We start from the raw sequence: 25,666 nt of genomic DNA on the forward strand, positions 1-25,666 counted from the left end.
CGTCAGCACTCGCCAGGGTCGTCGCTACGCAGGGACAGCCGCTCCAGCACACCCTCGTCGAACTCGAAGAGGTAGTGCGCCCCCTCGGCCGCCTTGGCGCGGTAGGTTCCCGCGTCGCCGTCCAACCCGGGGTGGGCCTCACTGACCTCGTCAAGGGTGTCGCCGATCTCGGCACCGGCCGGTGTTTCCGCGCCCGATGCGATGATCACCGCTACCCCGGTGCTCGCCGAGATGCGCACCGTGCGCACCGAATCGGTGCCCTCGGCCAGGGTGTAGGAGTCACACCCTTCCGGGGGCCCGGCACCGGCATTGGCCAGCAGTCCCGCCTCTCGTGCGTCCTCGAAGCCCATGCCGATGCGCAACGCCCCGTAGCCGCCCGGCCCGAGCGTGGGATCGCCGCCGAAGGTCATCCCGTCGTGCTCGCCGTTACCCGGCTCACCCGGCTCCACCTCCGCCGCGGGCGAGCGCGGTGTGGTGCGCTCCCGCTCACGCTGCTCGTGGAGCTCCCGCCCGGGGTCGGCGGCATCCTCCTCGGGGCTTGCCTCCGGCGTCGTCGGTTCGGCAGGTTCCTGCCCCCTGGCATCCCCGTCGTCGCTGTCGGCGGGCGAGGCCACGTGCGGCGGCGAGTCATACACCTGCGGCACAGCCACGGCCACTCCCGCGAGCATGAGCACCCCGGTGGCGACCGCCGAACCGGTAGCCGCGTGCCTGCGGCGACGCCTACGCCGCGCGCCCGCGACGATCGCCTCTCCTGCGCCCTCGGAATGCGGGACGGTGAGCCGCTCGTCCGCGAACAACCTGCGCAGATCCTGCCCGAGCTCGTCGGGCTCGTCGGCGTTGCTCACGTCGGGTGCACCTCCCTTCCCGGGTGCCCGGCCGCTTGCGCTACGTTCGGCTCACTCACGATGCTCACTGCTCCTCCGTGACCACCGTCAGTCTCGAACGCAGCGACGCGATCGCCTTGCTCGCCTGGCTCTTCACGGTTCCCTGGCTGATACCGAGCGACCGTGCGATCTCTTGTTCGGAGAGTCCCTCGTAATAACGCAACACGATGACCGCACGTTGCCTCGGTGGAAGCTCGCGTAACGCCTGCCACAGCGGTTCGTGCTCGAAGGGATCGCTTGCCGGGTTGCCCTGGCGCTCCGGGATGTCAGCGACCAGGTTCTCCCGGCGCGTCCGCCGCCACCTGCTGATGTGCGCGTTAGCCATCGCGCGCCGCACGTAGGCCGTAGGGTCCTGCGTCTTGCGGCGCACCTCCCGCCAGCGGGCCCCCACCTTCTCCAGCGCGGTTTGAACCAGGTCAGCGGCGTCGTGCGGGTTCCCGGTCAGTGCGTGGCCGTAGCGCAACAACCCGGGCAGGGCGGACTCCACGAACTCCGCGAAATCCTCGTCGTCACCCGCCACGTTCAGCCCCCGCCAGCGTCGTCCTCACACCGTCATCATCGGATCGTGAACTGCCGCCCGATCAGCCCGTCCCTGAGACGCCGCTCCTCGCTGTCCAGCGGGTGTTCCGCGATCCCGGCGATCGCCTCCTCCAGGCGCTCGCCCAGCCGGGCAGCGGGCTCGGCCCACTCCCGCGCATGAGCCTCGCGGTCGAGATCCCACACCGGCACGAGCAGGCCGTGCGCCCGGAACGACCCCGCGTACCGCGAACCCTCACCGAGGGTGAGCTGACCACGCGCCGACAGCCGCGCCATCCCGGCGAGCACCCTGGCCTCCGGTTCCGGACGCACCCACCGCAGGTGCGCGCGTTCCCCGGCGTCGACCCAGTAGGGCGCGCCGGGCTGTGCCCCGTCACCGGGCTCGAACAGCCGCTCCGTCGGCATGATCGCCTTGTTCGCCTGTTCCACCGCCGGATCCGTCGCCGCGGAATCGCGCTCCTCGGGCGCCAGCCACCACGAGAAATCCTGATGCAGCTGTGGCACCAGCGGTCGCTCGGCATCGAGCAGGTCCTGGAGGCGCTCGCCGTCGACGGGCTCGCTCGCCGTATCGGCAACCGCGAGCACGTCGCCGGGGTCGGCGTGGAGCAGCCAACGTAGCGCCCGGCCGAGGTCCCTGCTCACATCCGAGGATTTCGCCTGCACCTGCAGGCCGAGGAAGGCGGTCCCGTCGGAACGCACCGTCGCTGCCGCGGCACCGGGAAGCACCGTCGCCAGCTGTACCTCCCGGTCGTGCCCGGCGGCCAGCGGTAGCGGTGCGGTCGCCGAGGGCACGAACTCGCGGAGCGCGATCAGCTCGGTCTCCGCCGCCAGCCCTTCGAAGGGTTGGCCGACGAAGACGTCCCGCTGCTTGCGACGCTTGGTCGCCCCGTCCTGCTTCGCCGACCGTGCCTTCCGTGCCGCCTTGCCCACGTGCCTACCTCCGTGTGGTGCGTCCGTGTCGCCTATTCGGCGGGGCGTCCCCTACGCCCCGACTGCGACGGTACCCGGTGCCACCGTCGGGTCGGAGCTCACGGCCGGAAAGGGCGGGAGAGGTGGCTACCGGCATCTCAGCGCCGCACCCAAGGCATCCGCCGTGGCCGCAGCTCCGGTGCGGGAGCACCCCGGACGTCGGCCACCCATCGCTTCCTGAGACGGTCACCGGTCACCGGGGCGATCAGGTTCGTGATGCGGTGCACCACCACCGCCGTGATCGCCGCCAACGCCACCGCCGCGATGTTCGTGAGGCCGGTGAGCAGTACTCCATCGGCCTGTGCTTGCAGCCCGTCTCGCATCCGCCAGATCACCGTGAGCGCGAGCAGCAGCCCGTTGCCGACCCAGGCCACCCACCAGGCGATCACCAGCCGCGACGGTCGCGGGCGGTCGCCGGGGCGCCGCCCGCTTGCCAGGTGCTCCAGCTCGGCGACGATCGGCCCGGCGAGTACCCAATTCAGCCCCGGCACGAACACGCCTGCCGCGATCCTCGCAGGCGTGCGCGGTGGATCCACCCGATACCGGACGGCGACCGCGGCTCGGGCACGAAGCAGCCAGAGGAACGAGGCGGCGATCGCGGCGACCGCGGCGAGCAGCAGCACCACCGAGGAGGACACCACGAGCGCGTCGGCCGAGAGCACGGTACCGGCGTTCAGCGCGGCTTCCCGGCTGCGGAGCAGCAGGACGTACCGCCACAGCTCGGCTGCCCCGGCGATGACCGCCAGTGCCGCGGTGACGATCAGCAGGGCTACCGCCCTCCCGCCGAGAACCCGCTGCCTGTGCACCGGGTCGTGCGCCGCAGGCTCTGCCCCGGGAAGGCTGGTCGGCCAGCGCCAGGTGACGTTCGGGAACCCCCACCGAGGTGGCGCCGGGTACGAGGGCGGGCCGGTGTACGGCCGCGGCGCGGATGCGGCGCGGCGCCCGTTCGTCGCGGGTGGCCACGGTGCTGGAATGGCGACCCAGCGCCGTGCCTGCCCGCTCGGCTGCCGCTGCCCGGCACGCATAACGCTAGAGCACCTCGGGATCGGTGTCGGAGTCGGCGATCATCGGCTTGCCCTCGGTGTGCCAGGACTTCATGCCGCCAGCTATGTTGACGGCCTCGTAGCCGTGCGCGTTGAGGTACGCGGTGGCCTGCGCCGAGCGCCCGCCGGTACGGCATACCACGTACACCGTCTGATCGATGCCCTCATCGGCGAGTTCGTCGATCCGAATCGGCAGGTCGCGCAGCGGGATGTGGACCGCGTCCGGCGCGTGTCCCGCGCGCCACTCGTCGTTCTCTCGAACGTCCAGTAGGAGGTAGCCGTCCGAGGGCAACTCACGCACGGACGCCGTCGGCACTTCTTCCGGATACACCACACCACCGATGGTGCCACCGAGCGGGTTGGACCCGCGTTAGGGCGGCGCCACCGGCTGGATCCCTGGACACGGGGTGTCTGGGGCCTGGAAACGGCTTCAGGTGTCGCCGTGGCGGCGCTTGCCGAGACGGATCCGCTCCTCGGCGTGGCCGTAGCGGGGGATCTCCCTGTCCTGCACGAAGCCGAGCGGGTCAGGGGCGTGCATACCGAGCATGATCGCCCCGACGTTGTGCGGTACCGAGCTTTGCGTCACCTTGCTGGCCAGGACCGTGACCAGAAACGCCACCGGCACCGACAGCAGCGCGGGCTGCTGCACCAGCGACGGCAACGTAGCCCCGGTGTACCCGGCGGCGAGGTTCGCCACGAGCGCGGTGAGCACGATGCCGCCGCCGGCGATCATGCCGGACACCGCGCCGCGCGCCGTCAGGCCGCGCCACCAGATGCCCAGCACCAGCACCGGGCAGAACGTGGATGCCGCCAGCGCGAACGCCATCCCGATGCTCAACGTCAGATCGGTCGGCCGCAACACGATCGCCAGCGCCAGCGGAAGCAGCGCCATCATGACCGTGGCGATGCGGAAGTCCCGCACGTTGCCCGCGGGCAGCAGGTCGGTGGCCACCACCCCGGCCACGCTGAACACCAGCCCCGACGCGGCCGCCAGGAAGGCGGCGAAAGCTCCCGCAAAGACGATCGCCGTCACCACCTGCCCGGCGATACCCGGCAACATCGCGGAGGGAAGCAGCAGCACCGCGGCGTCCCGCTCACCGGTAACGAGCAGCTCGGGCACGTACAGCCGCGACAGCGCGCCCAGCATGGTCGGGAACAGGTAGAACAACCCGAGCAGCAGCAGCACGTGCACGGTAGTGCGGCGCGCCGCCTTGCCGTCCGGGTTGGTGTAGAAACGCACCAGGATATGCGGCAGGCCCATGGTGCCGAGGAACAGCGCGAGGATCAGCGAGTAGGTACCGAGCAACCCCCCGATCCCGTCACTACCCGGCGTCAGCCAGCTCGAGTTGCGCTCCTGTGCGCCATCGACGACCGGAACCGCCGCCCCCTCGCCGAACCGCAACGTGGTGCCCGCATCGACCTCGTGGCCGACCCCCTCGGCCCAGCGCAGCTGGCTATCGACAGGCGAGCCGTTGACCACCCCGTCGGCGTGCAGCACGGTCGGCTCGTCGACCCGCAGCACCACCGGGGTATCCACCTCGACCGTGGTCTCCTCGGTGAACGCGGGCGGCGCCTCGGCGCCGAGGTTTCCCGAGTGAGCACCCGCGCCGCCACCGAGGAACACCGCACCGAGCACGAACGTCGGCACGGCGATGGCGAACAGCTTCAACCAGTACTGGAACGCCTGCACCACCGTGATGGAGCGCATCCCGCCAGCCACCACGTTGAACATCACCACCACGGTCACCACCACGGCACCGAGCCACATCGGGGTGGGAAGTACCGCGGCGAACGACAGCCCGGCGCCCTGGAGCTGCGGGATGAGGTAGAGGATCCCGATCAGCACCACGACGAAGCTCGCGAACACCCGGATCCGGCGCGACGCCGCCAGCCGCCCCTCCACGAAATCGGGCAACGTGTAAGCCCCGGAACGCCGCAACGGCGCCGCGACGAACAGCATCAACGCGAGGAAACCCGCTGCGAACCCGATCGGGTACCAGAGCGCGTCGGCACCTTCGGCGAGCACCACACCGGCGACGCCGAGGAACGAGGCTGCCGAAAGGTACTCACCCGAGATCGCGGCCGCGTTGCGTTGCGAGCGCACGGTGCGCCTGGCCAGCAGGAAGTCGTGAGTGGAATGCGCCATCCGGGAAGAGCGATGCCCCAGGTAGAACGTGGCGATACCGACGAGCGCCACGCCGGTCAGCACCCACGGGTTCAGCTCCACGAGATCCTCACCTGTCCAGCCGCGGCGGCGTAGCGGTCAATGCCCGTTCATGGCCCGAATCATGACCAGATCACGACTCGATCATGTCAACGAAGGTGCGTTCCTGACGTTCCGCGATGCGGTTGTACAGCATCCCCGCACCGAACAGCAGCGGGAACGGCACCAGCCCGAGCAGCAGCCACGCCAGCGGCACGGTGCCCACGGTGAGCTCGGCGAAGCCAGGGGCGAGCACGAACGCCAACGGCAACCCGCCGAGCAGCACCGCGACGATCAAACCGATCACCACGGCCAACCGGAACTGTACGCTGATCAGATCCTTGATCAGCATCTCTCCCCAGCTGGTCTGCTGCGCAAGCTCCACCTGCGGTCGCAACCCGGTCTTCTGGTGGCCCCGCTCGGCCAACACCACCCGCTGCCGTTTCGGCTTCGTAGGGGCATCCACCTGGTTCTGCTCGGGAAGCTGTCCGGCCCGCGTGCCTTCCACCGGCGACCGGGAGCGGCTACGCCGCGTGCGCAACGTCGGATCCGGCGTGCGCACCCGCGGCTGCCGGTGCTGGCCCCCCTGATGCGAATGCGACGCGCGATGCTGGCTCACAACGACCTCACTCGCGGCATCCCGAGCGTCTCGAACCGTCACCTGAGCGAGCGCAACGAGACACGACCCACTCGGCCATATCAACCTCCTCGCCGCGTGATCCGATCCTTCAGGTTCCTGGCATTGCGCCTGCTGACCGGCAGCAGCTTCTCACCCTCGCCGATCACCACCTGGTAGCTGCCCTGGCTCATCCGGATCTCGGTGATCTCCCGCAGCGCCACCAGGTACGAGCGGTGGATACGCACGAAACCCGCCCCGGCCCAGTGCTCCTCCAGCTGCGTCAACGGAGTTCTGGCCAGATAGGAGCCGCCCTTGGTGTGCAACCGAACGTAGTCACCGTGGGCCTCGACCCAGCGCACTTTGTTCCGCGGGATCAGTTTGGTTGTCCCGGCGAGCTCTACCGGAACTACCTCGCTGTCCTCCTGCGACGGTCCGTTGCGGGCGGGTTCCTCGGGCCTGCCGGGATGGAGCATCGACAACACGCGCTCGATGGACCGGTTCAGCCGGTCCTGGTTATACGGTTTCAGCACGTAGTCAACCGCACCAAGATCGAAAGCCTGCACTGCCTCTTCGCTGTAACCGGTGACGAACACCAGCAACGGCGCCGGGTTCAGGGCGGTGAACACCCGTGCCATCTCCATCCCGGACAGCCCGGGCATCTGCAGGTCGGCGAACACCACGTCGACCGGCGGCAAGCCGTGCTCCCTGCGCCGCTGTACCTCTTCGTCGTCGGCGGAGATCACCCGCAGCGCCTCGGACGCGTCCACCGCGGTCCGCACGCGCTCGATGTGCGGGTTGTTCTCGAGGCAACGCTTGAGCACATCCATTCCCGGCTGCTCGTCGTCGACGGCGAGCGCCAGTAGCTTCCGGGTGTCGTGTTGAGCACTCACAGTGACACGCATCCTGCCTCGTCGGAACGCCCGTGTCCAGTATCGCTGCGTACGAGAACCACCCCGTGATCGGGTTACAAGCCGAAGCGTGCCCACTGGGCACGCTGGGCGGCCACGTCGAACAACGCCGATACCCCGGCGGCGGCAGGCGCGCCGAGCCCGAGCCTGGCCAGCAGCGGCTTCTTCGGTTCCGCCACGGTGACCGCCGCGTCCGGGTACCGCTGTGCCAGAATGCCGCGCAGCGTACCCAGCCCGTCGACCAGCCCCAGCTCGACGGCCTTGTCTCCCAACCACACATCGCCGCTGAACAGCTCGTCGTCCTCGGCCAGCCGGGATCCCCGCCGCTCGCGCACCCAGTCGGCGAACATCGTGTGCAGCTTTTCGTGGAGACCCTGCAGCCACTCGACGTCCTCGGGCTTCTCCGGGCTGAACGGGTCCAATCTGCGCTTATTCTCGCCCGCCGTGTACAGCCTTCGCTCCACGCCGAACCGTTCCAGCAGCTCTGGGAAGCCGAAACCACCGCTGACCACGCCGATCGAACCGATGAGCGAGGTCCGGTGGGCAAAGATCTCATCAGCGGCGCAGGCCAGCCAGTACCCTCCGGACGCGGCCACATCCTCGGCGAACGCCAGCACCGGCACCCTGGCATCGGCGGCGAGCTGACGGATCCGCTCCGCGATCAGGCCCGACTGGGTCGGCGCCCCGCCCGGCGAGTTGATCTGTAATGCGACCGCGCGCAGCCTGTCGTGTGCGAATGCCCGCTCCAGCGCCGACTCCACCGCGCCGATGTTGATGGCTCCCCGGGAGATCGGCGCGGGTGTCGGGGTGATGACGCCATGCAGCTTGACGACCGAGACCACCTCGCCGCGGTCGCCCCTGCCTCCGATCCTGGAAAGTCTCGCTGCCACCTTCTCCGGAACATCCATAGGGGCAGCGTAGTCATAGCCAGCGCGGGCGAGCCCCGCGGTCGGACCGCTTGGCCACCCGACGGACGGCGACCCCCGCAGGGGTGGCGGCGAACAGTCGGCTATCAGCTCGGCAGGCCCGGCATCGATCGGGCGGCCGCGGTCATGCCTGGTCGACGGGCCACATCGAGGGCTTGGTGCTCCCCCGCTTGCCCGCGTAGCCGGTTCGCTGCGGCGGCAGCAACGGCGCGTCAGCCTCCCGTATCGGGTCATCACGGGCCCCGCCGAGTGGTCCGGCGCCCTGCTGCTCCGAGGGCGCGGCATCCCCGGCGCTGTCAGCGTCCTCCGAGCGTGTCGCGGCGTACTCCGGTATGTCCGGCCGCACCCCCGGCGCGAACTTCGGCACCCGCAGCGTCACCTTCATACCGGCGTTCGGTGCGGTCTCCACGATCAGCGCGTACTCGTCGCCGAACAGCTGTCGCATCCGCCTGTTGAGGCTGCCGAGGCCGACTCGCTCACCCGGTGCTCGCGCGTTGGCGTTCTGCAGCTCGGTCAGCTTGTTCGGATCCATCCCGACGCCGTCGTCCTCCACGCTGATCACGGCCTCGCTGCCCGCGTCCTCCGCGGTGACGCTGAGCGTGCCCCCTCCGGGCTTGCCCGCGAGACCGTGTTTGATGGCGTTCTCGACCAACGGCTGAATCAGCAGGAACGGCACGACCACCGACAGGACCTCGGGAGCGATCTTCAACCGCACGTCCAGCCGCTCGCCGTAACGGGCCGACTCGATCGTCAGGTACCGGTCGATATTGCGCAGTTCCTCGGACAGCGTGGTGAACATGCCGGAGCTGCGGAACGAGTACCTGGTGAAGTCCGCGAACTCCTGTAGCAGCTCGTGCGCCTGCTCCGGATCCTTCTCGATCATCGAGGAGATCGTGTTCAACGCGTTGTAGACGAAGTGCGGGGAGATCTGCGCGCGCAGCGCCTTCAGCTCGGCCTCTTGCAGTGCGCGCTTGGATTCCTTCAGGTTGGCCAGCTCGAACTGGATCCGCACGAACTGGGCCACGGCGTCGGCCATCTCCATCAGCCGTTTGCCGCGGCTCTTGCCGATCACGATCAGCACGGCCTGCGTGCTTCCCTCGACGATCAGCGGGATGACCACCGCGGTGCGCATTCGGCACTCGCCACGTGTCGTGCAGGGCAGGTCCTCGTGATAGACGATCTCCCTGCGGTGCCGTACCCGTGCCGCGGTGATCGCCGACTCCAGGTCGACGTAGTGATGGTTGGCCTCGCCGTCCCAGCTCTGCAGGGCGCCGTCTCTGTCGGTGATGCCGACGGCGACGCACTTGAGCAGCAGCAGCAGGTGCATCGTGATGCGGTCGGCGGCCGACGGGCTCAGACCCTCCCGCAATCCGGGCGCGGCGAGCGAGAGCCGGTGCACCGCGTCGAGCACGGCGCTTTCGGTCGCCTTGTTCGGCCGCCTGGCGCGGACCACGACCCAGACCATCGCGATGATGGCGCACAGTGCGATACCCCACGGGAGGAGCTGGGTAATCGGCACGGCTGTCACGAGCTCAATGCTGGGCGGAGTCGGCACGGATGACAAGAGGTTACGCTCACTTTCCGTGCCCCGGCGGATCCATGCCGTATCAGCCGCCGCGCCCGTACTCGGCGGCCGAGACCGGGTAGCTCACTGGTCATTAGCCGAACTTCCAGTGCCGTGACCAGCGCATCAGTCGACAGGACGTAGCGGCCCGGTTGGATCGGGGGTGGAGTGGCGCTCGATCGTTTTGGCGACACGCGCCACCTCGCTGTGGACCTTCAGCATTCCCCGCACCGTGCCGACCCAGCGCTCGGCCGGGTACGGGTCCTCCTCGTCCTCGGCGCTTCCGGATTCCCCGTCCTCGGCGCTGCTTACCTCACCGCTCTCAGCGTTCTCGCCGTCTGCGGTACCGGTGTCCACTGACTCACCCCACCGGCCCGCGACCGCGGGCTCGACCTGCAAGCCTTCGGTCTCGGCAACGACCGTCCACGGCCGCCGCAGTGTCCAGCGCAACGGGAAGAACAGTGCCACGAGGGCCAGCGCGAGTACGAACCACACCGGCACGTACACGCCGTCGGGCATCCAGATCACCAGGACGGCGACCAGCACCCCGAGGATGCCCAACATGACGTAGCCCGGGCGGGCACCACCGGAGACGTCGTGCTCGAAATCCTCAGCCGTGACAGGCGGACGCCACTCCAACTGCTTGCGTACCGTCCACTCCCGGCCATCGGGAGCCGTGACCTGCCGGTCCATCGCTGCGCAGCTCCATTCCCACCCTGTGTTCGCACCGCCTTACGCAACGTACCGTGCTCCTGGGGGCCAGGGCGAGCCCGTGACTCCTTACGGAGCAGCCGAGGGCACCGTCGCGACCGAACGGGGCCCTAACCGGGTCCGTTCGCCACCACTCGCTACGCCGCGAGCCCTACCGGTGGCCGCGTGTCGCACCGTACGAGTACTCGTAGGTCTCGTACTGGTAGCTCTGGCCGTAGGAGTAGTACTCGTACTCGCAGTAGTAATAGTAGTGCTCGACCTGGTGCTCATCGACGTAACGGCCGGACTCGCACCGGGGACCGGCGGTGTCCTGCCCGTCGCGAGCGGATCCGCCGCCCTGGCCGCGCCCGTCACGCGCGCCGTCGCCACCGGCCCCCTCGGTCTCCCGCACGACATCCTCGGTGAGATCCTCGGTGACATCGTCGCTGACGGTCGTGTCCAGCACCTCGTCGACGGCGTCCACGGCACCGCCCTCACCCGACTCACCGTCGCCGCCGGCGCCGTCCTCGCCGTCCGGCTGCGCGATCCCCCAGGAAGCGCGGTCGTTGTTGAGCTCCTCCGGGCTCGGCACCCCGCCCTCACCGGAGCGGTCGAGGTTGTCGGTAGTCCGCGCTGCGGTGAGCTCCGGCGTCCCCTGGTAGCCGGGCAGGCTGATCAGTTCTGAGCCTTCGCCCGCCAATTGTGCCGTGGCGGCGAAGCCGAACACTCCCGCTGCCGCCGTCGACGCCACCGCCGCGGCGACCTTGAGTTTCGCGCCGCTGGCCAGCCCCTTCAGCGTGCCGGCCAGCGAGCCGAAAGCCGAGGCCATCGACGCCTGCAGACCCGAAAGCCCGGCGGAGCCCAGCGTGCCTGCCCCAGCGGAGTTCGCTGTGGAGCTCGCCGTGACCGCGGCCGCCCCGGAGGGCACCTCGCCTGCCGCCGCGGCGCCGCCTGCGGTCAGCCCCGCGGCGGCCAGGGCGCCCGCGTGCTCGCGCAGCGAGAAGCTCACGTCGCGCAGCTCCCGGTGCCGCGCCGCGCAGTCGGCGCACTCGCGCAGGTGTGCCTTGATCTTGCGTGCCTCGGCACCGGTGACGTCACCCGCCGTGTAGCCGCCGAGCTTGGTCAGCACCGGACCGCAACGCCTACGTCCCATGGCGGCGTGCTCGGCTTGGCACTCCGCGGCGAGGTGTGCCTGTAGGTAGGCCGCCCGCAGGCCCCGGCGGGCACGCCGGGCAAGCGCGGCCGTGGCGTTGGCGCTCAATCCGAACAACCTGCCGACCACGGCTGGCCGTTCGCCCTCTACCTCGGTGTGCCAGAGCACGGTTCGCCACCGCGCGGGCAAGCTGGCGAAGGCGCGGCTGATCAGGTTGTGTTCGGCCAGCCGTGCCACGCCGTACTCGTAGCTGCCCGCCCGGTTGGCCAGTTCCTCGTCCGATACCGGGATGTCCCTGGCCGCGCCCTGATACTCATATGCGACCCGCCGCGTGACGGTCAGCAGGTAGCCCCGCACGGTGTCCTTCGGGCCCGAGCCACGCTTGACCGCCTGGAGAACGCGGAAGAACGTCTCGGCCGTGACGTCCTCCGCTTCGCTGGCGTTGATCGCCAGCCCGCGAGCCAACCGTCGGACAGCGGGGGCGTGCGCATCGAACAGCTCGGTGAACGCCGCGTCGTCACCGTGTCGCAACCGGTGCAACAGTGCCGCGTCACCGGAACCGGTAGCCGGGGATCCGGATGTCATGCCGCCCAGCACCTCCCCATAAGAATCCCAACAGGACTGCGGTGATCGCTCGAACCGCGCACCGTAGTCTGGCTGGGTGAACACAATACGGAGTGATCACCAATGCGTCACTAGTCGTAGCCCGAATGGCGGGCACACTACACGATGAGCAGCGAAAATATTGCTCTGCGTAGCAGCCGCGATCCGCGCCGGGGCGGGTGACGCTAGTCGCCCGAGGCGATATACACTGGGAGCCGCGTTCGGTACGGCAGGACGCGATGCGGACGTAGCGCAGCTGGTAGCGCATCACCTTGCCAAGGTGAGGGTCGCGGGTTCGAGTCCCGTCGTCCGCTCCAGAAGCGGCCGGTGTCCGGTCATTTTTTCTCAGCGCCCTTGCTGGCGCGCGTTCGATCTCACACCTGTCCAGCTCGGCGACGCTGGTCGCGAGCTGGGACCATGGGAACGGTTCTCCCATGGAAGGCGGGTTGTCGCATGGAGATCATCAGCTACTCGGTACTCGCGGCGGGCATCGTGGCAGTCGCCGTTCTCGCGCTCGTGGTGTTCAGGCTGCACAACAGGGCCCGGGAGCTGGCAGCCACGGCCGACGAGCTCGCCGAACGCATGCATGCCCTACCTGCCGACCTGGTGGACTACCTCGGCGACGGTGACCGGCTCGTACTGTCGGCCGAACTGCTCAACCCCGTCGAGCTCGCTGCGGAGAAGACCTGGATCGCGCGCCCGATGTCGGCCATCACCCCCAACCTGCTCCGGGAGTTGGTGTACAAGCAAGCAGTGACCCAGGTACGCAAGCAGCTCGACGAGCTGAACATCGACGCGGACGTCCAGGTGCACCGTGCCCGTTGATATGCCGGTCAGCACCCCGGCAGCGGTCGCTCTCTTCGGCGGTATCGCGCTGCTCACCTGCGCTATCGTGCTGCTGCGCCAGGCACTGCTGCTGCGGCGACGCGTGGTGGCCACCGCCCGCGCGCTGCGGCACGCGGGCGCGGCCATCGCCGAGACCGAGCGGGTCCAGCAGGCCAGGGAACAGGTCGTCGGTTCCGCGGGCGACGACGTCCTGTGGCGCTCGTACGAGACCATCGCGGGGGTGCCGTTCGCCTTGCTGGAGGCCAGCCCCATGCCACGCGAGACGGTGCGGCTGCTGCGAGACGCCCACGGGGCGGTCGCGGGCGGCATCTACAGCACCGTCACAGCGTCCCTGGCGAGTGCCGCCCGCATCGGTGTCGGCCTCTTCGACGACCGAGGAGGTAGCGATGCCCACAAGGGTGACACCGAGGGTCGACAACGCTGCTAACCTGGTCGAGGGAAAACTGTATATGAGTCCCGTTAGGTGAGGCTCCTGCACGAAGCTGCGCCTGCTGCCCGGAAAGGTCGAGAGACCCCCACGGGTTGAACAGGCCCTGCCGAATGAAGGCTTGGTCTAATGCAGGCCGGACCCCGCGTCCTGCGCGTGTAGTGCCAAAGCTCGACGTAGGGATACGTGGCAGCCGGTAGGCGACCGGCTGCCGTACCTGAACGTGCCAGGCCTCCCTCAACGGGAGGCCTGTTGTACGTGACTCTCATCACCGGTGGAGGGGGTGCCCATGCTCGTCGGATTTCCCTGTCGCTCCGAGCCCCCGGATAGGGCGTCGCTCATGCCACCCGACTCCGAGCCCGGTCACTGACCACGGCACCGAACTCGCATCACCGCCAGCACCTCCATCCGAGGCGGCCTCCGGCGGAAACTCGCTATGTTGATCGGTGGTGGCCCGGCGCGGGGTCTGTCCGCTCCCTGCACGGCTCGAAGGAGGACCACCATGCCCACAATCGTCGACCTGGCTGATCAGCATGACCTCGATGCCCTCCGCAACCAGCTCTCCGACATCGGGGCGCTGGACATCGCCGAGGAGCTCGCCAGGATGCCGCCCGATCTCATGGCGGTGCCGTTCCGGCTGTTGAGCAAGGAGCGCGCCCTCCAGGTCTTCGAAGCGCTCGAACCCACGCACCAGCAGCAGCTGCTGGAAGGGCTCCGTGAGGAGCGGGTGCGCGAGCTGATGACAGCGATGGATCCCGACGACCGGGCGCGGCTGCTCGACGAGGTCCCCGCGAAGGTGGCTGCCCGGCTGATCGAAGGGCTACCCGCCGAGGAGCGGCAGGCCACCTCGCTGCTACTGGGCTACCCGCCGGAGTCGGCTGGCCGGATCATGTCGCCGGAGTACGTCAGCCTGCGCGCCTCCATGACCGTCGCCGACGCCATGTCCAAGGTCCGCCGCGTCGGGGAGCACGCCGAGACCGTCTACACGCTGCCGGTCACCGACGACCTGCGCACCCTGCAGGGCGTGATCAGCCTGCGCACGCTGGTCACCGCGGCCCCGGACCGGCGCGTGGGCGACCTGATGACCACCGAGGTCCACTACGTCACCGTCGACACCGACCAGGAGGAGGCCGCCAGGCTCATCCAGGACGCGAACATCCTGGCGCTGCCCGTGGTAGACAGCGAGCAGCGGCTGGTCGGGGTCATCACCGTGGACGACGCGATGAGCGTGATGGAGCGCGAGACCACAGAGGACCTCAGCCGGGTCGGTGGTGTCGTGCCGCTCGAGCAGCCATACCGCACGGCGAGCGTTATCACCCTGGCGCGCAAGCGCGCGGGATGGCTGCTGCTGCTCGGCGTCGCCGCGGTACTGACGGTCAACATCCTGGGCGCGTTCGAGGAAGCGCTGGAAGCGGTGGTCGCACTGGCGCTCTTCCTGCCACTGCTCATCGATACCGGCGGCAACTCGGGAGCCCAGGCCTCCACCGTCGTCATCAGGGCGCTCTCCGTCGACGAGGTCCGCTTCCGCGACCTACCCTGGTTGATCCGCCGTGAGATCGGGGTGGGCGCGCTGCTCGGGCTGATACTCGGCGTGCTCGCGTTCCCGCTCGTGACGATCTTCTTCGGCGCCGAGTTCGGGCTGGTGATCGGGCTGTCGCTGTTCGCGATCGTCATCTGGGCAACGCTCGCGGGGGCGGCGTTGCCGCTGCTCGCCCAGCGGCTCGGGTTGGATCCCGCAGTACTGTCCGCGCCTATCATCACCACGCTCGTCGACGCCACCGGCCTGCTGATCTACCTGGGCATCGCGGTGACGATCCTGACCGATCAGATCGACGCGGCCGCCATCATGATCAACATGCTGCCACTGGGCGGCTGCCACGCTGGCACACCGCCGGGCTAACCGGGTAGGCCGACCGGGCGGACGGGTGGATCACCCGCTCGCCCGGCGGCATCCTCAGCCCACCAGGCCGGTGGGGCAGGACACGCCCGTCCCCGCGATGCCGCAGTACCCGTCCGGGACCTTGTGCAGGTATTGCTGGTGGTAGTCCTCGGCGTAGTAGAACGCGCCAAGCGGAGCCACCTCGGTGGTGACCTCCCCGTAGCCCGCCTTACGCAGCTCGGCCGCATAGGCGTCCCTTGAGGCCGCTGCCTCGGTCCGCTGCTCCTCGTCACCGAAGTAGATCGCCGACCGGTACTGGGTGCCCACGTCGTTGCCCTGGCGCATCCCCTGCGTCGGGTCGTGGTTCTCCCAGAACACCGCGAGCAGGTCCTGGTAGCTTACCGTGCCGGGATCGAACACCACGAGGACGACCTCGGCGTGTCCCGTCCTGCCGGTGCAGACCTCCTCGTAGGTGGGGTTCGGCGTGTAGCCGCCCGCGTACCCGACGGCGGTGGAGTAGACACCGGGAACCTGCCAGAACAGCCGCTCGGCGCCCCAGAAGCAGCCGAGCCCGAAAACGGCAGTGCGCATCCCGTCGGGAAACGGCGGGACCGTGCGCGCGCCGTGCACCGCGTGGACCTCGGTGACCGGTAGCGGATCCGACCGGCCGGGAAGGGCCTCGGCGGCGTCGACCATGCGGGAGGGAGTTCCGGACAACCACATACCCCCACTCTAGCCAGCACGGCGGCATCGCACCGTCCCGCTCGACACGCGGCAGGGAAACGTCCGGCACGCCTGCCGGGCGCGACTTCCTCCGATCGAGCGCCGTGGCCGCCCGGGGGTGTCGCATCGTGCCTATTACCGGATAGGCTGACCGGCGTCACACTCGAGCACAGTGGAGACATCATGGGGCACGACGGGGGATGTCGTGACGCGGGCATGGCTGGGCACCGTGACGGCACCGTGCCGAGCGCGCCGGTCGACGCTGTCACCGACGACGCGCGGGATAGTTATACCTACGTTATGCGGATGGGGGAGTCGTGAGGATCGGGAGTCTACACACTTCGAGGAGTGGTGCAGGTCACGTTCACGGCAACGAACTCGGATCCTAGCTGCGAAAACGGACACGCATTCCGGACGCGTCGAATTCGTACTCGGGCACAGCGCTTGAGCAGCGACAGTGCACAATATGACCTGCATGCATCCGTCGTGATCCCGTCCTCCGGTGACGCTGCGCTCACCGAACGAGGCGCCGCGCGCTCCCGCCATCGACCGGTCCGCGACGCAGCCTTGCCGAGCAGGCACGAGCGCGACATGACCGTGCGCTACCGATGACGTATCCCGAAAGGGGGTGCCAGGCGTGACCTGGCAGGAGGAGCTGAAGAAGCTCGACGACGACTTCGCGGCGGGCAAGATCTCCGCCGACGACTACAAGGTTCGCCGCGAGCAAGTGCTGTCCTCCGCTGTCGCCCCCGGCGTGCACCAACACGGCGACGCCCAGCACGGAGCCGAGCAGCAGGAGAACCAGACTCCCGACGACGCCAACCAGCGCGGCGCGGAGGCCACCCAGTTCGTCAACCGCGTGCCGCACGGCAACCAGACGGCACAGCATGGCGCGACCATGCAGCAGCCCGAACAGGGCGACGCCGCCGACGCGACCAGGATCGTGTCGCCCGTGAGCTCCGGTTCCGAGCCCACCCAGGCCGTGCCGAACTGGCAAGCGCCACAGCAGGGCCCCCCGTCACCTCCCGCGGGCTTCGGTCAGCCGACCATCGCGCACCAACCGCAACAGCGGGGGTGGAACACCGCGGACAGCGACAGCAGTCCGCCGTGGGGAGGTTCGGAGCTACCTCCGGTCCCGCCATCCAGCGATGCGGATTGGGTCAAGCAGGGGCCCGAGCCCGGCGGGTCGGCAGGCAACTCGGCAGGCAAGATCGTCGCCGCCGTGGTGATCGTGGTGGTGCTCGCCGGTCTCGGCCTGGGATCCTTCCTGCTGTGGGGCGGCGACGACGGCGACCCCACCGCACCGACCGCGGACGAGAACGCCGAGAACGGCCCCGCCCCCGCCGAGCACGAGCACCTTGCCATGCCCGACCTGCCCGGATCCGCTGAGGACCACCCGGGGATCGAGTCGGTGGCCGACCTCCCCGACCTGAACTACCTCATCTCACGGGAGATCGACGTCTACGAGGAGTTCTCCGGCGGCGAGGCGAGCTTCCTCGTGCAACGACTCCCAAGCGGAAGTCGCGCCATCGTGTTGCTGGTCGAAGCCACGGACGCGGAAGCCGCGGAAACGGCAGCCGAGGAACTACGCGACATCCAGCTCGACAACAACGCCGAAGAGGCCAACGACCCACCCCCTGGCGTGAACATCACCGAGTTCGCCGACAACAACCACGAGCAGATCCGGGCGCACTACGCCAGCGAGGATGTGATCGTGCGGCTGGAAATCCACAACACCAGCGAGCCGTCGGTCGCGGAGTCGGATTTCGAGGTCGCGATCAACGCACAACTCGACGCGATGCCCGCCGATGCCTGACACACCGGCGGTGACCGCGTGCACCGTGGTGGCACGGAACTACCTGCCTGCGGCAACGGTGCTCGCCAGGTCCTATCTGGCCCATCACCCGGGACACGACTTCGTCATCGCGGTGATCGATGGGGGACGGCGACCGGCCGGAACTACACCGCAGTACGACCACAATGGGCACAGTCGCCACAGCACGAACAGTGACCACGGTGGCCATAGCGGCACCAGCGGCCACAATGGCTACCGGATCGTCGGACCCGAGGCATTCGACATCGACGAGCAGGACTACCTGCGCATGGCGACTGCGTACACGGTGATCGAGCTCGCCACCGCAGTCAAACCGTTCCTGCTCCGCGCCTTGCGGAAGGAGCGTGACCAGCACGACGTTGTCCTCTACCTGGATCCCGATATCCAGGTGTTCGCGCCACTCGACGAGATCACCGAGCTGGCAGGCGAGAGCAGCCTCGTCCTCACCCCGCATCACCTGGAGCCACTGCCCAGGGACGGCAAGTCCCCGGACGAGGCGGCCATCATGGGAAGCGGCGTGTTCAACCTGGGATTCGTGGCTACCGGGCCCGGCAGTGAGGGATTCCTCGACTTCTGGGCGGCACGGTTGCGCCATGACGCGATCGTCGCGCCCGAGCAACAGCTGTTCACCGATCAACGGTGGGTGGACCAGGTGCCCGCGCTGTTCCGGCACGCGATCCTGACCGACCCCGGCTACAACGTGGCCTACTGGAACCTGCACGAGCGCCCCCTCGGCTCCGACGGCGGGGAACTCACCGCGCGCGGTCACCCGCTGCGGTTCTTCCACTTCAGCGGCTACCGCCCGGAGCAACCGTGGATGCTGTCGCGTCACTGTCCGCGCGATCCCCGCATCCTGCTGTCCGAGCACCCACTGCTGAAAGGGCTATGCGACGACTACGCGGCCGCACTACGCACCGCCGGCTACCGGGAATCGTCGAACGCCGTGCCGTACACCTTCGACACCTTCGGCGACGGCACTCCCATCAGCGTCACCATGCGCAGGCTGTACCGCAGCGCATGGATCGCCGCGGAACGCACTGGCGATCCGCCACCACCCCACGCCTTCGGCAGCGACGGCGGGCGCGCGTTGCAGGACTGGCTCACCACACCGGCCGATGCCGCGCAACGGGCCGCGGGCCTGCACCGGCTCGCGCTCTCGGTGTGGCATTCCCGTGCCGACCTGCGCGCTGCCTTTCCCGACCCGTACGGGGTCCACGCAGAGGGGTTCCGGTACTGGTGCGCGACCTCGGGAGTTGCCGAGAACGTGCTCGCGGAATGGGCCGCTCCCGCCGCACGCCCGGAAATCTCGGCGCCGGAGGCCGGACTAGGGGTGAACCTCGCCGGGTACCTCACCGCGGCCCTCGGCGTCGGCGAGCTCGGCAGGCTGGTACGGCACGCGCTGGACGAGGCGGGCATCGACGTGACGCCGGTGATCGAGCGGCCGCAAGCTCCACACCAGCCGACCGTGAATCGCTCCCCCGCTACCGCAAGGGCCCGGTTCCCCGTCACCCTGCTGGCAATCAACGCCGACCAGACCAGGCACGTGCTGTACAACAACCCCGAGCTCGCCCACGACCGCTACGTCATCGGTCTCTGGTCGTGGGAGCTCGACGAGTTCCCCCCGGACCAGCACGTCGCCTTCGAGCACGTCGACGAGATCTGGACGATCAGCGAGTTCTGCCGCCGCGCCATCGCCGAGCACGCGCCCGTGGCGGTGCGCACCCTTCCGGTGCCGGTACGCGACCCCGGTCAGGTCTCCTACCGGGAGCGCGACCCGGCAGCACCGACGCGGTTCCTGTTCACCTTCGACTTCAACAGTGTCGCCGAGCGCAAGAATCCCTGGGCCGTGGTCACCGCGTTCCGTGAGGCCTTCGCCCGCACCGCCAACGCCCGCCTGGTGATCAAGGCGAGCAATGCGGCGGCCCACCCGCACAGCGCCGAGCGGCTGCGCCTGCACATAGCGGACGACGAGCGGATCGAGCTGATCGAGTCCCACCTCGACGACGCCGCGCTGGACGCGCTGTACCGCGACAGCGACTGCTACGTCTCGCTACATCGCAGCGAAGGCTTCGGGCTGACCGTGGCCGAAGCGATGATCAGAGGCCTCCCGGTGATCGCCACCGACTACGGCGGCACGGCCGAGTTCATCACCCCGGCCTGCGGCTGGCCGATCGACTACCGTCTCGTCCCCGTCGGCGAGGGCAACCACCCGTACCCGCCGCAGGCGATGTGGGCAGAGCCGGACCTCGACGCGGCAGCGGCAGCGATGCGGCAGGTGGCCGAGGATCCGGTGGGGGCGCGGGAACGCGGCGCCGCCGCGCGGGAGCACATCCGCCGAACCAGCTCCACTGCCGGAACCGCGCGGTGGTTGCGCGCCGAACTCGACCGCGTCTACGCCGCCTGGCGCGAGCGGATGCGCGCCGCGGCGGAGACCGGCCCGCCCGACCCGATGCGCCCGCTGCTGGACAGCAGGGAGGCGCTGCGCTGGCGGCCCGACCCCACGAGTCCGTCACGCTTGCCCATGGCACCGGCGCTGCGCAAGCTCGTGACCCGCGCGGTGGACCACTACGACGTGCATCAACGGTCCGTGATGGGAGAACTGGTCGACGGTGTCGAAGGCACCGTGCGGCGGCTGCTGGAACGCGTGGAGGCGCTGGAAGGACGGCAGCGCGAGACCACCGACGCGCTCGCGAACCTGGTGCGGGACGAAGTGCGGCGCGTCACCGGCACCGAGCAGCGCCGCACCGCCGATCGGATCGAGTCGGTGCGCCGCGAGCTGGCCGATGTGGACTCCTGGTGCGCCCGAACCGGCGAGGCGTTCGAGGCGCTGCGGCATGACCTAGGGCAGCTACGCGACCGCGTCGACGACATCCCGGACCGCGCTGCGCTCGACGAACTCGCGAGCCGCATCGACGGGCAGGCCGCACGGATCGACGAGCACGCGCGGCGCACCCACGCCATGTTCGCCGAGCGCGACACCCGTGCCGACCAGCACGAACAGGCCATCGATCGCACCGAGCACGACCTGAACGCGCTACGGCAGGCAGCGCGGCTGCTGCACAGCCCCGTTCCGGACGGTGCCGATGTGGTGATCTGCGATGCGGGCGCGCTGCTGCTCCCGGTCGACGAGGTGATGTGGGACTGGATCAATCATCACCGCTGCTGGGAACCGGAGGAAGCGGAGCTGATCAGCAGGCTCACCCGGCTCCGCGGCGGCACCTTTCTGGACGTCGGAGCGCACGTCGGCTACCACACCCTCCGGCTGGCCCAAGCCTGCGCCGGGGCCGTGACCACGGTCGCGGTGGAGGTGGACCGGACCAACTTCGCCTTCCTGGAGCGCAACATCGCCGTCAACCTTCCCGCGGCGGCCGCGGAACGGGTCACGGCGCTGCGGCTGGCCGCATGGGACACCGACGGGCAGGTCGAGCTGGTCTCCCGCGGCGACGCCAACAGCGGCGATCACCGCGTCGTCCCCGCTCGCCAGCAGCCGCACACGCCGGTCCCCGCGGCGCGGCTCGACAGCAGGCCGGAGGTCACCGCGGCACCGGTCGGCGTCGTCAAACTGGACCTGCAGGGCAGGGACCACCGCGCGCTGGCAGGGCTGGCGAGCGTCGTGGAACGGGACCGCCCGGACATCATCTGCGAGTTCTGTCCCGAGGCCATCACCGAGCTCGGCGACGACCCGGTCAAGGTGCTGGCGGGCTACCGCGCCCTCGGTTACCTGCCCACAATGGTCGGTGACGCAGCGGATGGCCCGGCACCGGCGGGCAATGGAACAGGCGTGGACAGCACGCTCACGGTGGATGCCCCCTGGCGGGAGGCACCCGACGCGGAGGTGATCCGGAGAGCGCGGGAAGCAGAAACCGGCTACCGTACGCTGTGGCTGCGGCCGCGCGACTGACGAGGCATCTGGGGGATAGCTATGCCGCGATTCGGCACACGTCGCTGGCCGACGGGCGATGTCGCGGTGCACGCCGTCGTGATCCTCACGATCGCCGTGCTCGTCGGCGGATCGTGGTGGTTCGCCGGGCGCCACCTGACTCACTTCGGGGCACCGGATGAGCCTCCGGTGGGAGAGGACGGCCGCTTCCCAGGGGAGCGGCTCGCCATCGCCGAGTTCGGCGGCGCGAAGGACACCGCCGAGGATGTGCGCTACCTCGACGACCTCGCGGCGACCACGATGCTGACCCCCGCGGAACTGCGCCAGTACGACCGCGGCGAGACCGGGAGGGTCCGGCTCCGGATCGCGCGGTTCGACCACACCACCGTCACCGCCTTGCTCGCCGAACTCCCCCAGGCTGACGAGGCCACCGCACGCGCGCACGCGCTGGCCGAACTACAGCTGTCGTACGGTTTCGAGGTTCCGGTCGATGCACCCGCCGGGGTCACAGCCCACCTCGCGCCGGACGTCGGCGGGCAGCACGTCGGCCGCGCGCACTACGCCGGGGACGGGATCCTGGTACGGATCGACGTGCGCGGCGCCGAGCGCGCGCGGGTGCACCAGCGGCTAATGGACACCGTCGACGAGCAGGTGAAGGCGGTGCGGCCGGATGCGTGACCCGATGACCGGTACGGCCGCGACCACCACCGTGCGCGCCGCGGGCGGCGACGGCGAGGGGCTACGGCTGAGCCTGGCGTTCGGCGCGGTGCTGATCGGCTACAGCTACCTCGTCGGGCTCTGGCCATCACGACACGGCACCAGCCCTGCTGTCGTGGTGACGATCAGGGAGTGGGTGAACCTGCCACTCGGGATCGGCGAGGACTTCGGCATGCTAGGCATCGGCCTGCTGCTGATCGCGTTCGGCTATCATGCGCCGCGATCGCTGTGCCGCCTCGGTCCCGCCCGGTGGGGTGCGAGGCTGCTGGTAGGCGGTTACCTGCCGTACTTGCTGGCGGTGACACTGAGCTGGGTGCTGCTGCTGGCTGGTGTACGGCCACTGGCCGACGAGGGCGCCGCGGCGCAGCCGGTGACGGCGTACCTGAGCACTATCCTGCTCGCCGACCGGCTGACCGGTGACGCCGCGCTGCTCCAGGTGGGGTGGGTGGTTGCCGCCTGCGCCCTGTTTGCCGCGCTGCTGCTGGCCACCGCGTTCCTGCTGCGGGTGATGCCGCTGGTGGCGCTGCTCGCCCAGCTCGGCGTGGTCGCCACGATCACCGTCACGGCTGCAGGAACCAGCGGCTGGTACGCCGAGCTGGGACTGCTGCTGGTCTTCCTGGCCTACCCGTTGTCCGGGGAGGTGATCTGGGCCGCGAGGGCGGGCCTGATCCCGGGCTGGGCCGCGGTACCGCTCGGCGCCGGATGCTTCGCACTGCTGGTGGCAGGCGAGCGCGCCTACCCCGAGCTGGCCGGCTGGTTGTATGCGCTGACGCTGGTGTACGCGGTCATCATCACGCTCATCGCGATGATGCGGCTGCCAGCGGCCGGTTCGGCCAGGATCACCCGATGGCTGGCCACGCGCAGCTACGCGCTGCTACTGCTGACCGGTGCCGCGGGTTACCCGTTCCTGTCGGTGCTGGCAGGCAGCGCTGGGCTGCCGCTGGCCGCCGCACTGCCAGCCGCGCTGGCGGTAACCGCGGGCGCGGCGGACTTATTCGTCCGAAGTGTACGGATGGTGTCGCCGTGACTACAGCAGATCGTCGCTACTTCCACGGCCTGGACCTGATCCGCGTGCTCGCCGCGATCACGGTGATATACACGCACTCCTCCGCCTGGTTCACCGTCAACGGACACCATTGGTGGCTGTCCACATGGGTCGACCGGTATGTGGTCGCGCCGCTGGGTCTGACCACGCGGCTGTCCTTCGTGCCGGTCGCGCTGTTCTTCGTGATCAGCGGGTTGGTGATCACGTACGTGGCGCACCGCGAGACCGGCCCGCAGTTTGTGCGCAGGCGCATGGCGCGCATCATACCGCTGCTGGTGCTGGCCTCGCTCGCTGCCTGGCTCCTGACGAACCTCGGGCTCTTCGAGCCGTTCAGCGGCCAGCAACGGCTCGACATGTTCGACCTACTCGCAGGTGTCACGCTCGTCGGGTTCTTCACCACCCCCGAGGTGATCCTGCTAGGCCTGGCATGGACCTTGCTGGTGCAGATCGTGTTCTACGTCTACATCGCGGTGACGATACCGCTGCTCCGGCGACACGCCTGGATGCCGTTCGCGCTCGCCGCGGCGATCGTGTTCGCCGTGCTGGCGCTGACCTCTGGCTCCGACGGGATCGCCGCCTACCGCACCGGCGTGATCGCGGCGTACTCCACCGTGCTGTGTATCGGGGCACTGATCGGGCTCGCGTTCCACCGCAAGATCCACCCTGCCACCGCGACCCTGCTCGGTACGGTGCACTTCCTGTTGTTCGTGTGGGCCGACAGGATCGGCGGGATCCTGCCGCTGGAGGCCGAACACCCGCGCACCGTCGCGCTGGCGGTCGGCCTCGTCGTGCTGGTACTGACCGCCCGCGACCGGCTGAGCCGCTCGCGGCTGGTGACCAGCTGGGCGAGCCGCACCTACACCGTCTACCTGGTACACCCGTTGTGCTTGTATCCCGTGCTGGACGCGCTGGTCCCGGTGGTAGGCAAGCACGCCGCACTGCTGGCCGCACTCGTCGTGTTGCTCGCCGTCACCGAGGCGCTGCATCGCTGGTTCGAGATGCCCATCGCCCGGTGGTTCCGGTCGCGGGATCGCCGCGCACCAGCGGACACCGTGGCGGCCGGGCCGGACGTACGTGGCCCCCGCCGGTGATCCGGCGGGGGCCACGTCGGTGCTCGTGACGGGAACGTCCGTCAGCCGGTGACCGGGAGCTCGGTCTCGGTTGGTGTCGGCTTCGGGGCGGTCGGCCTGTCGTCCTCAGGCTTCTCCGGCTCGTCCTCCGGCTCTTCCGGCTTCTCCGGCTCGTCATCGACGATCGCCTGGCTGCACGTCGCCGAGCCAACCACGATCTCCTGGCGCATCTCTGGCAGCTCGAGCGCCTTGATGACCTCCTTGTCGAGCTTGTCCAGGATCTGCCCCGGGAGCTGGTCCTCCGGCAGCACCTCGATGACGAGGCCCTGGATGGTGAACCGGTCGTCATCGTCGACGAACTGCTTGTTGAACGTGATCGTGGCGACCCCCAGCTCCAGCGTGAAGTTCGGGCCGATCTCCCGCACCGGCAGGCCGAGGTGGTCGTCGATCCGCTCCCCGAACACCTTGATGTTCTCGGCGGCGACGGTGCCAGCCTGGTTCTCGCAGCGCACGTTCATGGCGTCGACGACGAGCAGCGGCTCGCCCTCCGCCTCGGCGGGCAGCAGACCGTCCGGAAGCAGGCCGAGCTCATCGAGCGGGATGAACCGGCCTCCGACCTCGTCGCCAACGGTCGCCCTGGTAATGGCGGTATCCGCGATGTTGTTACGTGCCATGGAGGGGCCGACCTCGGCCGAGATGCCCAGCCCCGGCTCCTCCACGCTGAGGATGTCGGTCTCATGCTTGGTGCCGTCATCCGACACGGCGTGCGGCGTGGGGTCGATGTCGATGAAGCCGGCTGCGCTGATGGCGTAAGCTTCCGAGGTTCCGGCCTGGGCGTGCCCGGTCACGGAGCCGAGCACGAGTGCGGTGGCGGCGGTCAGCGAACCGACCGCGGCACCGGCGCCTGCCATCGCTCGTCTTCTCATCTCTGGTTAAGTCCCTTTCTGTGTTTACTGCTCATCCACCAGGACAAGCGTCCCCAGTGGTACCTCGGTGAGGCGTTCCAGCGCGTCCTGCGACACGCGAATGCAGCCGTGGCTGGTAGCGGTCCCGAGGACGTCTTCGGTCGGCCAGGTGTGGATCGCCACGGTCCCCGGCCCACCGCCGAAATCGTCCAGCGTGTCACTGTGCGATCCCAGCGGGAGA

Annotated in this window: 23 protein-coding genes, 1 tRNA gene and 1 riboswitch; of the genes, 9 read left to right on the plus strand and 15 right to left on the minus strand. The window is 69.3% G+C overall.

Annotated elements, in window-relative coordinates; all coding sequences use genetic code 11:
* Positions 1 to 2 precede the first annotated feature (2 nt).
* From F8178_RS18975 to F8178_RS19030, 12 genes are all read right to left on the minus strand, one after another.
* The gene (locus F8178_RS18975) at positions 3 to 845 is read right to left on the minus strand and encodes a hypothetical protein (RefSeq protein WP_317496204.1); all 843 of its coding nucleotides are present in this window, start codon (positions 843 to 845) and stop codon (positions 3 to 5) included.
* 64 nt (positions 846 to 909) lie between these two features.
* Positions 910 to 1,404, minus strand: coding sequence for a SigE family RNA polymerase sigma factor (locus tag F8178_RS18980; RefSeq protein ID WP_317496205.1), 495 nt, complete (start codon positions 1,402 to 1,404; stop codon positions 910 to 912).
* A 35-nt stretch (positions 1,405 to 1,439) separates the two neighbouring features.
* On the minus strand, positions 1,440 to 2,351 hold the full coding sequence (locus tag F8178_RS18985; protein ID WP_317496206.1) for a DUF5926 family protein: 912 nt from the start codon (positions 2,349 to 2,351) through the stop codon (positions 1,440 to 1,442).
* A gap of 137 nt (positions 2,352 to 2,488) precedes the next feature.
* On the minus strand, positions 2,489 to 3,415 hold the full coding sequence (locus F8178_RS18990) for a DUF4328 domain-containing protein (RefSeq protein ID WP_317496207.1): 927 nt from the start codon (positions 3,413 to 3,415) through the stop codon (positions 2,489 to 2,491).
* A gap of 4 nt (positions 3,416 to 3,419) precedes the next feature.
* A complete protein-coding gene (locus F8178_RS18995) occupies positions 3,420 to 3,767 on the minus strand; it encodes a rhodanese-like domain-containing protein (protein WP_317496208.1) in 348 nt (115 codons plus the stop codon).
* 96 nt (positions 3,768 to 3,863) lie between these two features.
* A complete protein-coding gene (locus tag F8178_RS19000) occupies positions 3,864 to 5,660 on the minus strand; it encodes a cation acetate symporter (RefSeq protein WP_317496209.1) in 1,797 nt (598 codons plus the stop codon).
* A gap of 70 nt (positions 5,661 to 5,730) precedes the next feature.
* Entirely contained in the window at positions 5,731 to 6,198 is a 468-nt protein-coding gene (locus F8178_RS19005) for a hypothetical protein (RefSeq protein WP_317496210.1), read from the minus strand.
* A gap of 137 nt (positions 6,199 to 6,335) precedes the next feature.
* Positions 6,336 to 7,157, minus strand: coding sequence for a LytTR family DNA-binding domain-containing protein (locus F8178_RS19010; protein WP_317496211.1), 822 nt, complete (start codon positions 7,155 to 7,157; stop codon positions 6,336 to 6,338).
* A 62-nt stretch (positions 7,158 to 7,219) separates the two neighbouring features.
* Positions 7,220 to 8,071 (minus strand): S49 family peptidase, encoded by an 852-nt coding sequence (locus tag F8178_RS19015; RefSeq protein WP_317496212.1) that lies wholly within the window; start codon positions 8,069 to 8,071, stop codon positions 7,220 to 7,222.
* 142 nt (positions 8,072 to 8,213) lie between these two features.
* Positions 8,214 to 9,626: a histidine kinase gene (locus tag F8178_RS19020; RefSeq protein WP_317496228.1), complete on the minus strand. Its 1,413-nt coding sequence runs from the start codon at positions 9,624 to 9,626 to the stop codon at positions 8,214 to 8,216.
* A gap of 153 nt (positions 9,627 to 9,779) precedes the next feature.
* Positions 9,780 to 10,346, minus strand: a complete 567-nt coding sequence (locus tag F8178_RS19025; protein WP_317496213.1) for a DUF983 domain-containing protein — start codon at positions 10,344 to 10,346, stop codon at positions 9,780 to 9,782.
* Between the two features lie 169 nt (positions 10,347 to 10,515).
* Positions 10,516 to 12,081, minus strand: coding sequence for a sigma-70 family RNA polymerase sigma factor (locus F8178_RS19030; protein WP_317496214.1), 1,566 nt, complete (start codon positions 12,079 to 12,081; stop codon positions 10,516 to 10,518).
* Positions 12,082 to 12,340: 259 nt separating this feature from the next.
* On the opposite strand from F8178_RS19030, the gene F8178_RS19035 reads away from it, so the two are divergent.
* The 4 genes from F8178_RS19035 to mgtE all read left to right on the plus strand — a co-directional run bounded on the left by F8178_RS19035 (position 12,341) and on the right by mgtE (position 15,272).
* A tRNA-Gly gene (locus F8178_RS19035) sits at positions 12,341 to 12,416 on the plus strand.
* A 136-nt stretch (positions 12,417 to 12,552) separates the two neighbouring features.
* Complete coding sequence (locus tag F8178_RS19040; RefSeq protein WP_317496215.1) at positions 12,553 to 12,924, plus strand: hypothetical protein; 372 nt, start codon at positions 12,553 to 12,555, stop codon at positions 12,922 to 12,924.
* Positions 12,914 to 13,372: a hypothetical protein gene (locus tag F8178_RS19045; RefSeq protein ID WP_317496216.1), complete on the plus strand. Its 459-nt coding sequence runs from the start codon at positions 12,914 to 12,916 to the stop codon at positions 13,370 to 13,372. The genes F8178_RS19040 and F8178_RS19045 overlap by 11 nt, the downstream gene beginning before the upstream one ends.
* 21 nt (positions 13,373 to 13,393) lie before the next feature.
* Positions 13,394 to 13,561: riboswitch (M-box (ykoK) riboswitch) on the plus strand.
* A gap of 313 nt (positions 13,562 to 13,874) precedes the next feature.
* Complete coding sequence (gene mgtE / locus F8178_RS19050) at positions 13,875 to 15,272, plus strand: magnesium transporter (protein WP_317496217.1); 1,398 nt, start codon at positions 13,875 to 13,877, stop codon at positions 15,270 to 15,272.
* Positions 15,273 to 15,326: 54 nt separating this feature from the next.
* On the opposite strand, the gene msrA is transcribed toward mgtE, so the two are convergent.
* The gene (gene msrA, locus F8178_RS19055) at positions 15,327 to 15,974 is read right to left on the minus strand and encodes a peptide-methionine (S)-S-oxide reductase MsrA (RefSeq protein WP_317496218.1); all 648 of its coding nucleotides are present in this window, start codon (positions 15,972 to 15,974) and stop codon (positions 15,327 to 15,329) included.
* Between the two features lie 637 nt (positions 15,975 to 16,611).
* On the opposite strand from msrA, the gene F8178_RS19060 reads away from it, so the two are divergent.
* Genes F8178_RS19060 through F8178_RS19080 form a run of 5 tightly spaced genes read left to right on the plus strand, consistent with a single transcriptional unit; the run spans position 16,612 to position 24,541 of the window.
* Positions 16,612 to 17,790 carry a hypothetical protein gene (locus F8178_RS19060; protein ID WP_317496219.1) on the plus strand — a complete coding sequence of 393 codons (1,179 nt, stop codon included), beginning with the start codon at positions 16,612 to 16,614 and terminating at the stop codon, positions 17,788 to 17,790.
* On the plus strand, positions 17,783 to 21,709 hold the full coding sequence (locus F8178_RS19065; RefSeq protein ID WP_317496220.1) for an FkbM family methyltransferase: 3,927 nt from the start codon (positions 17,783 to 17,785) through the stop codon (positions 21,707 to 21,709). Before F8178_RS19060 ends, F8178_RS19065 begins: the two co-directional genes overlap by 8 nt.
* Before the next feature lie 21 nt (positions 21,710 to 21,730).
* On the plus strand, positions 21,731 to 22,366 hold the full coding sequence (locus tag F8178_RS19070; protein ID WP_317496221.1) for a hypothetical protein: 636 nt from the start codon (positions 21,731 to 21,733) through the stop codon (positions 22,364 to 22,366).
* Positions 22,359 to 23,432, plus strand: a complete 1,074-nt coding sequence (locus F8178_RS19075; protein WP_317496222.1) for a hypothetical protein — start codon at positions 22,359 to 22,361, stop codon at positions 23,430 to 23,432. Before F8178_RS19070 ends, F8178_RS19075 begins: the two co-directional genes overlap by 8 nt.
* On the plus strand, positions 23,429 to 24,541 hold the full coding sequence (locus F8178_RS19080; protein ID WP_317496223.1) for an acyltransferase: 1,113 nt from the start codon (positions 23,429 to 23,431) through the stop codon (positions 24,539 to 24,541). Before F8178_RS19075 ends, F8178_RS19080 begins: the two co-directional genes overlap by 4 nt.
* A gap of 41 nt (positions 24,542 to 24,582) precedes the next feature.
* Here F8178_RS19080 and F8178_RS19085 read toward each other — a convergent pair whose 3' ends face one another.
* Together F8178_RS19085 and F8178_RS19090 are read right to left on the minus strand one after the other, a co-directional pair.
* Entirely contained in the window at positions 24,583 to 25,446 is an 864-nt protein-coding gene (locus F8178_RS19085; protein ID WP_317496224.1) for a hypothetical protein, read from the minus strand.
* 24 nt (positions 25,447 to 25,470) lie between these two features.
* Positions 25,471 to 25,666, minus strand: a 196-nt coding sequence (locus F8178_RS19090; protein WP_317496225.1) for a L,D-transpeptidase, incomplete at its 5' end; no start/stop codon positions are given.

This window comes from Haloechinothrix sp. LS1_15 (assembly GCF_033042135.1).
Classification (GTDB): Bacteria; Actinomycetota; Actinomycetes; order Mycobacteriales; family Pseudonocardiaceae; genus Haloechinothrix.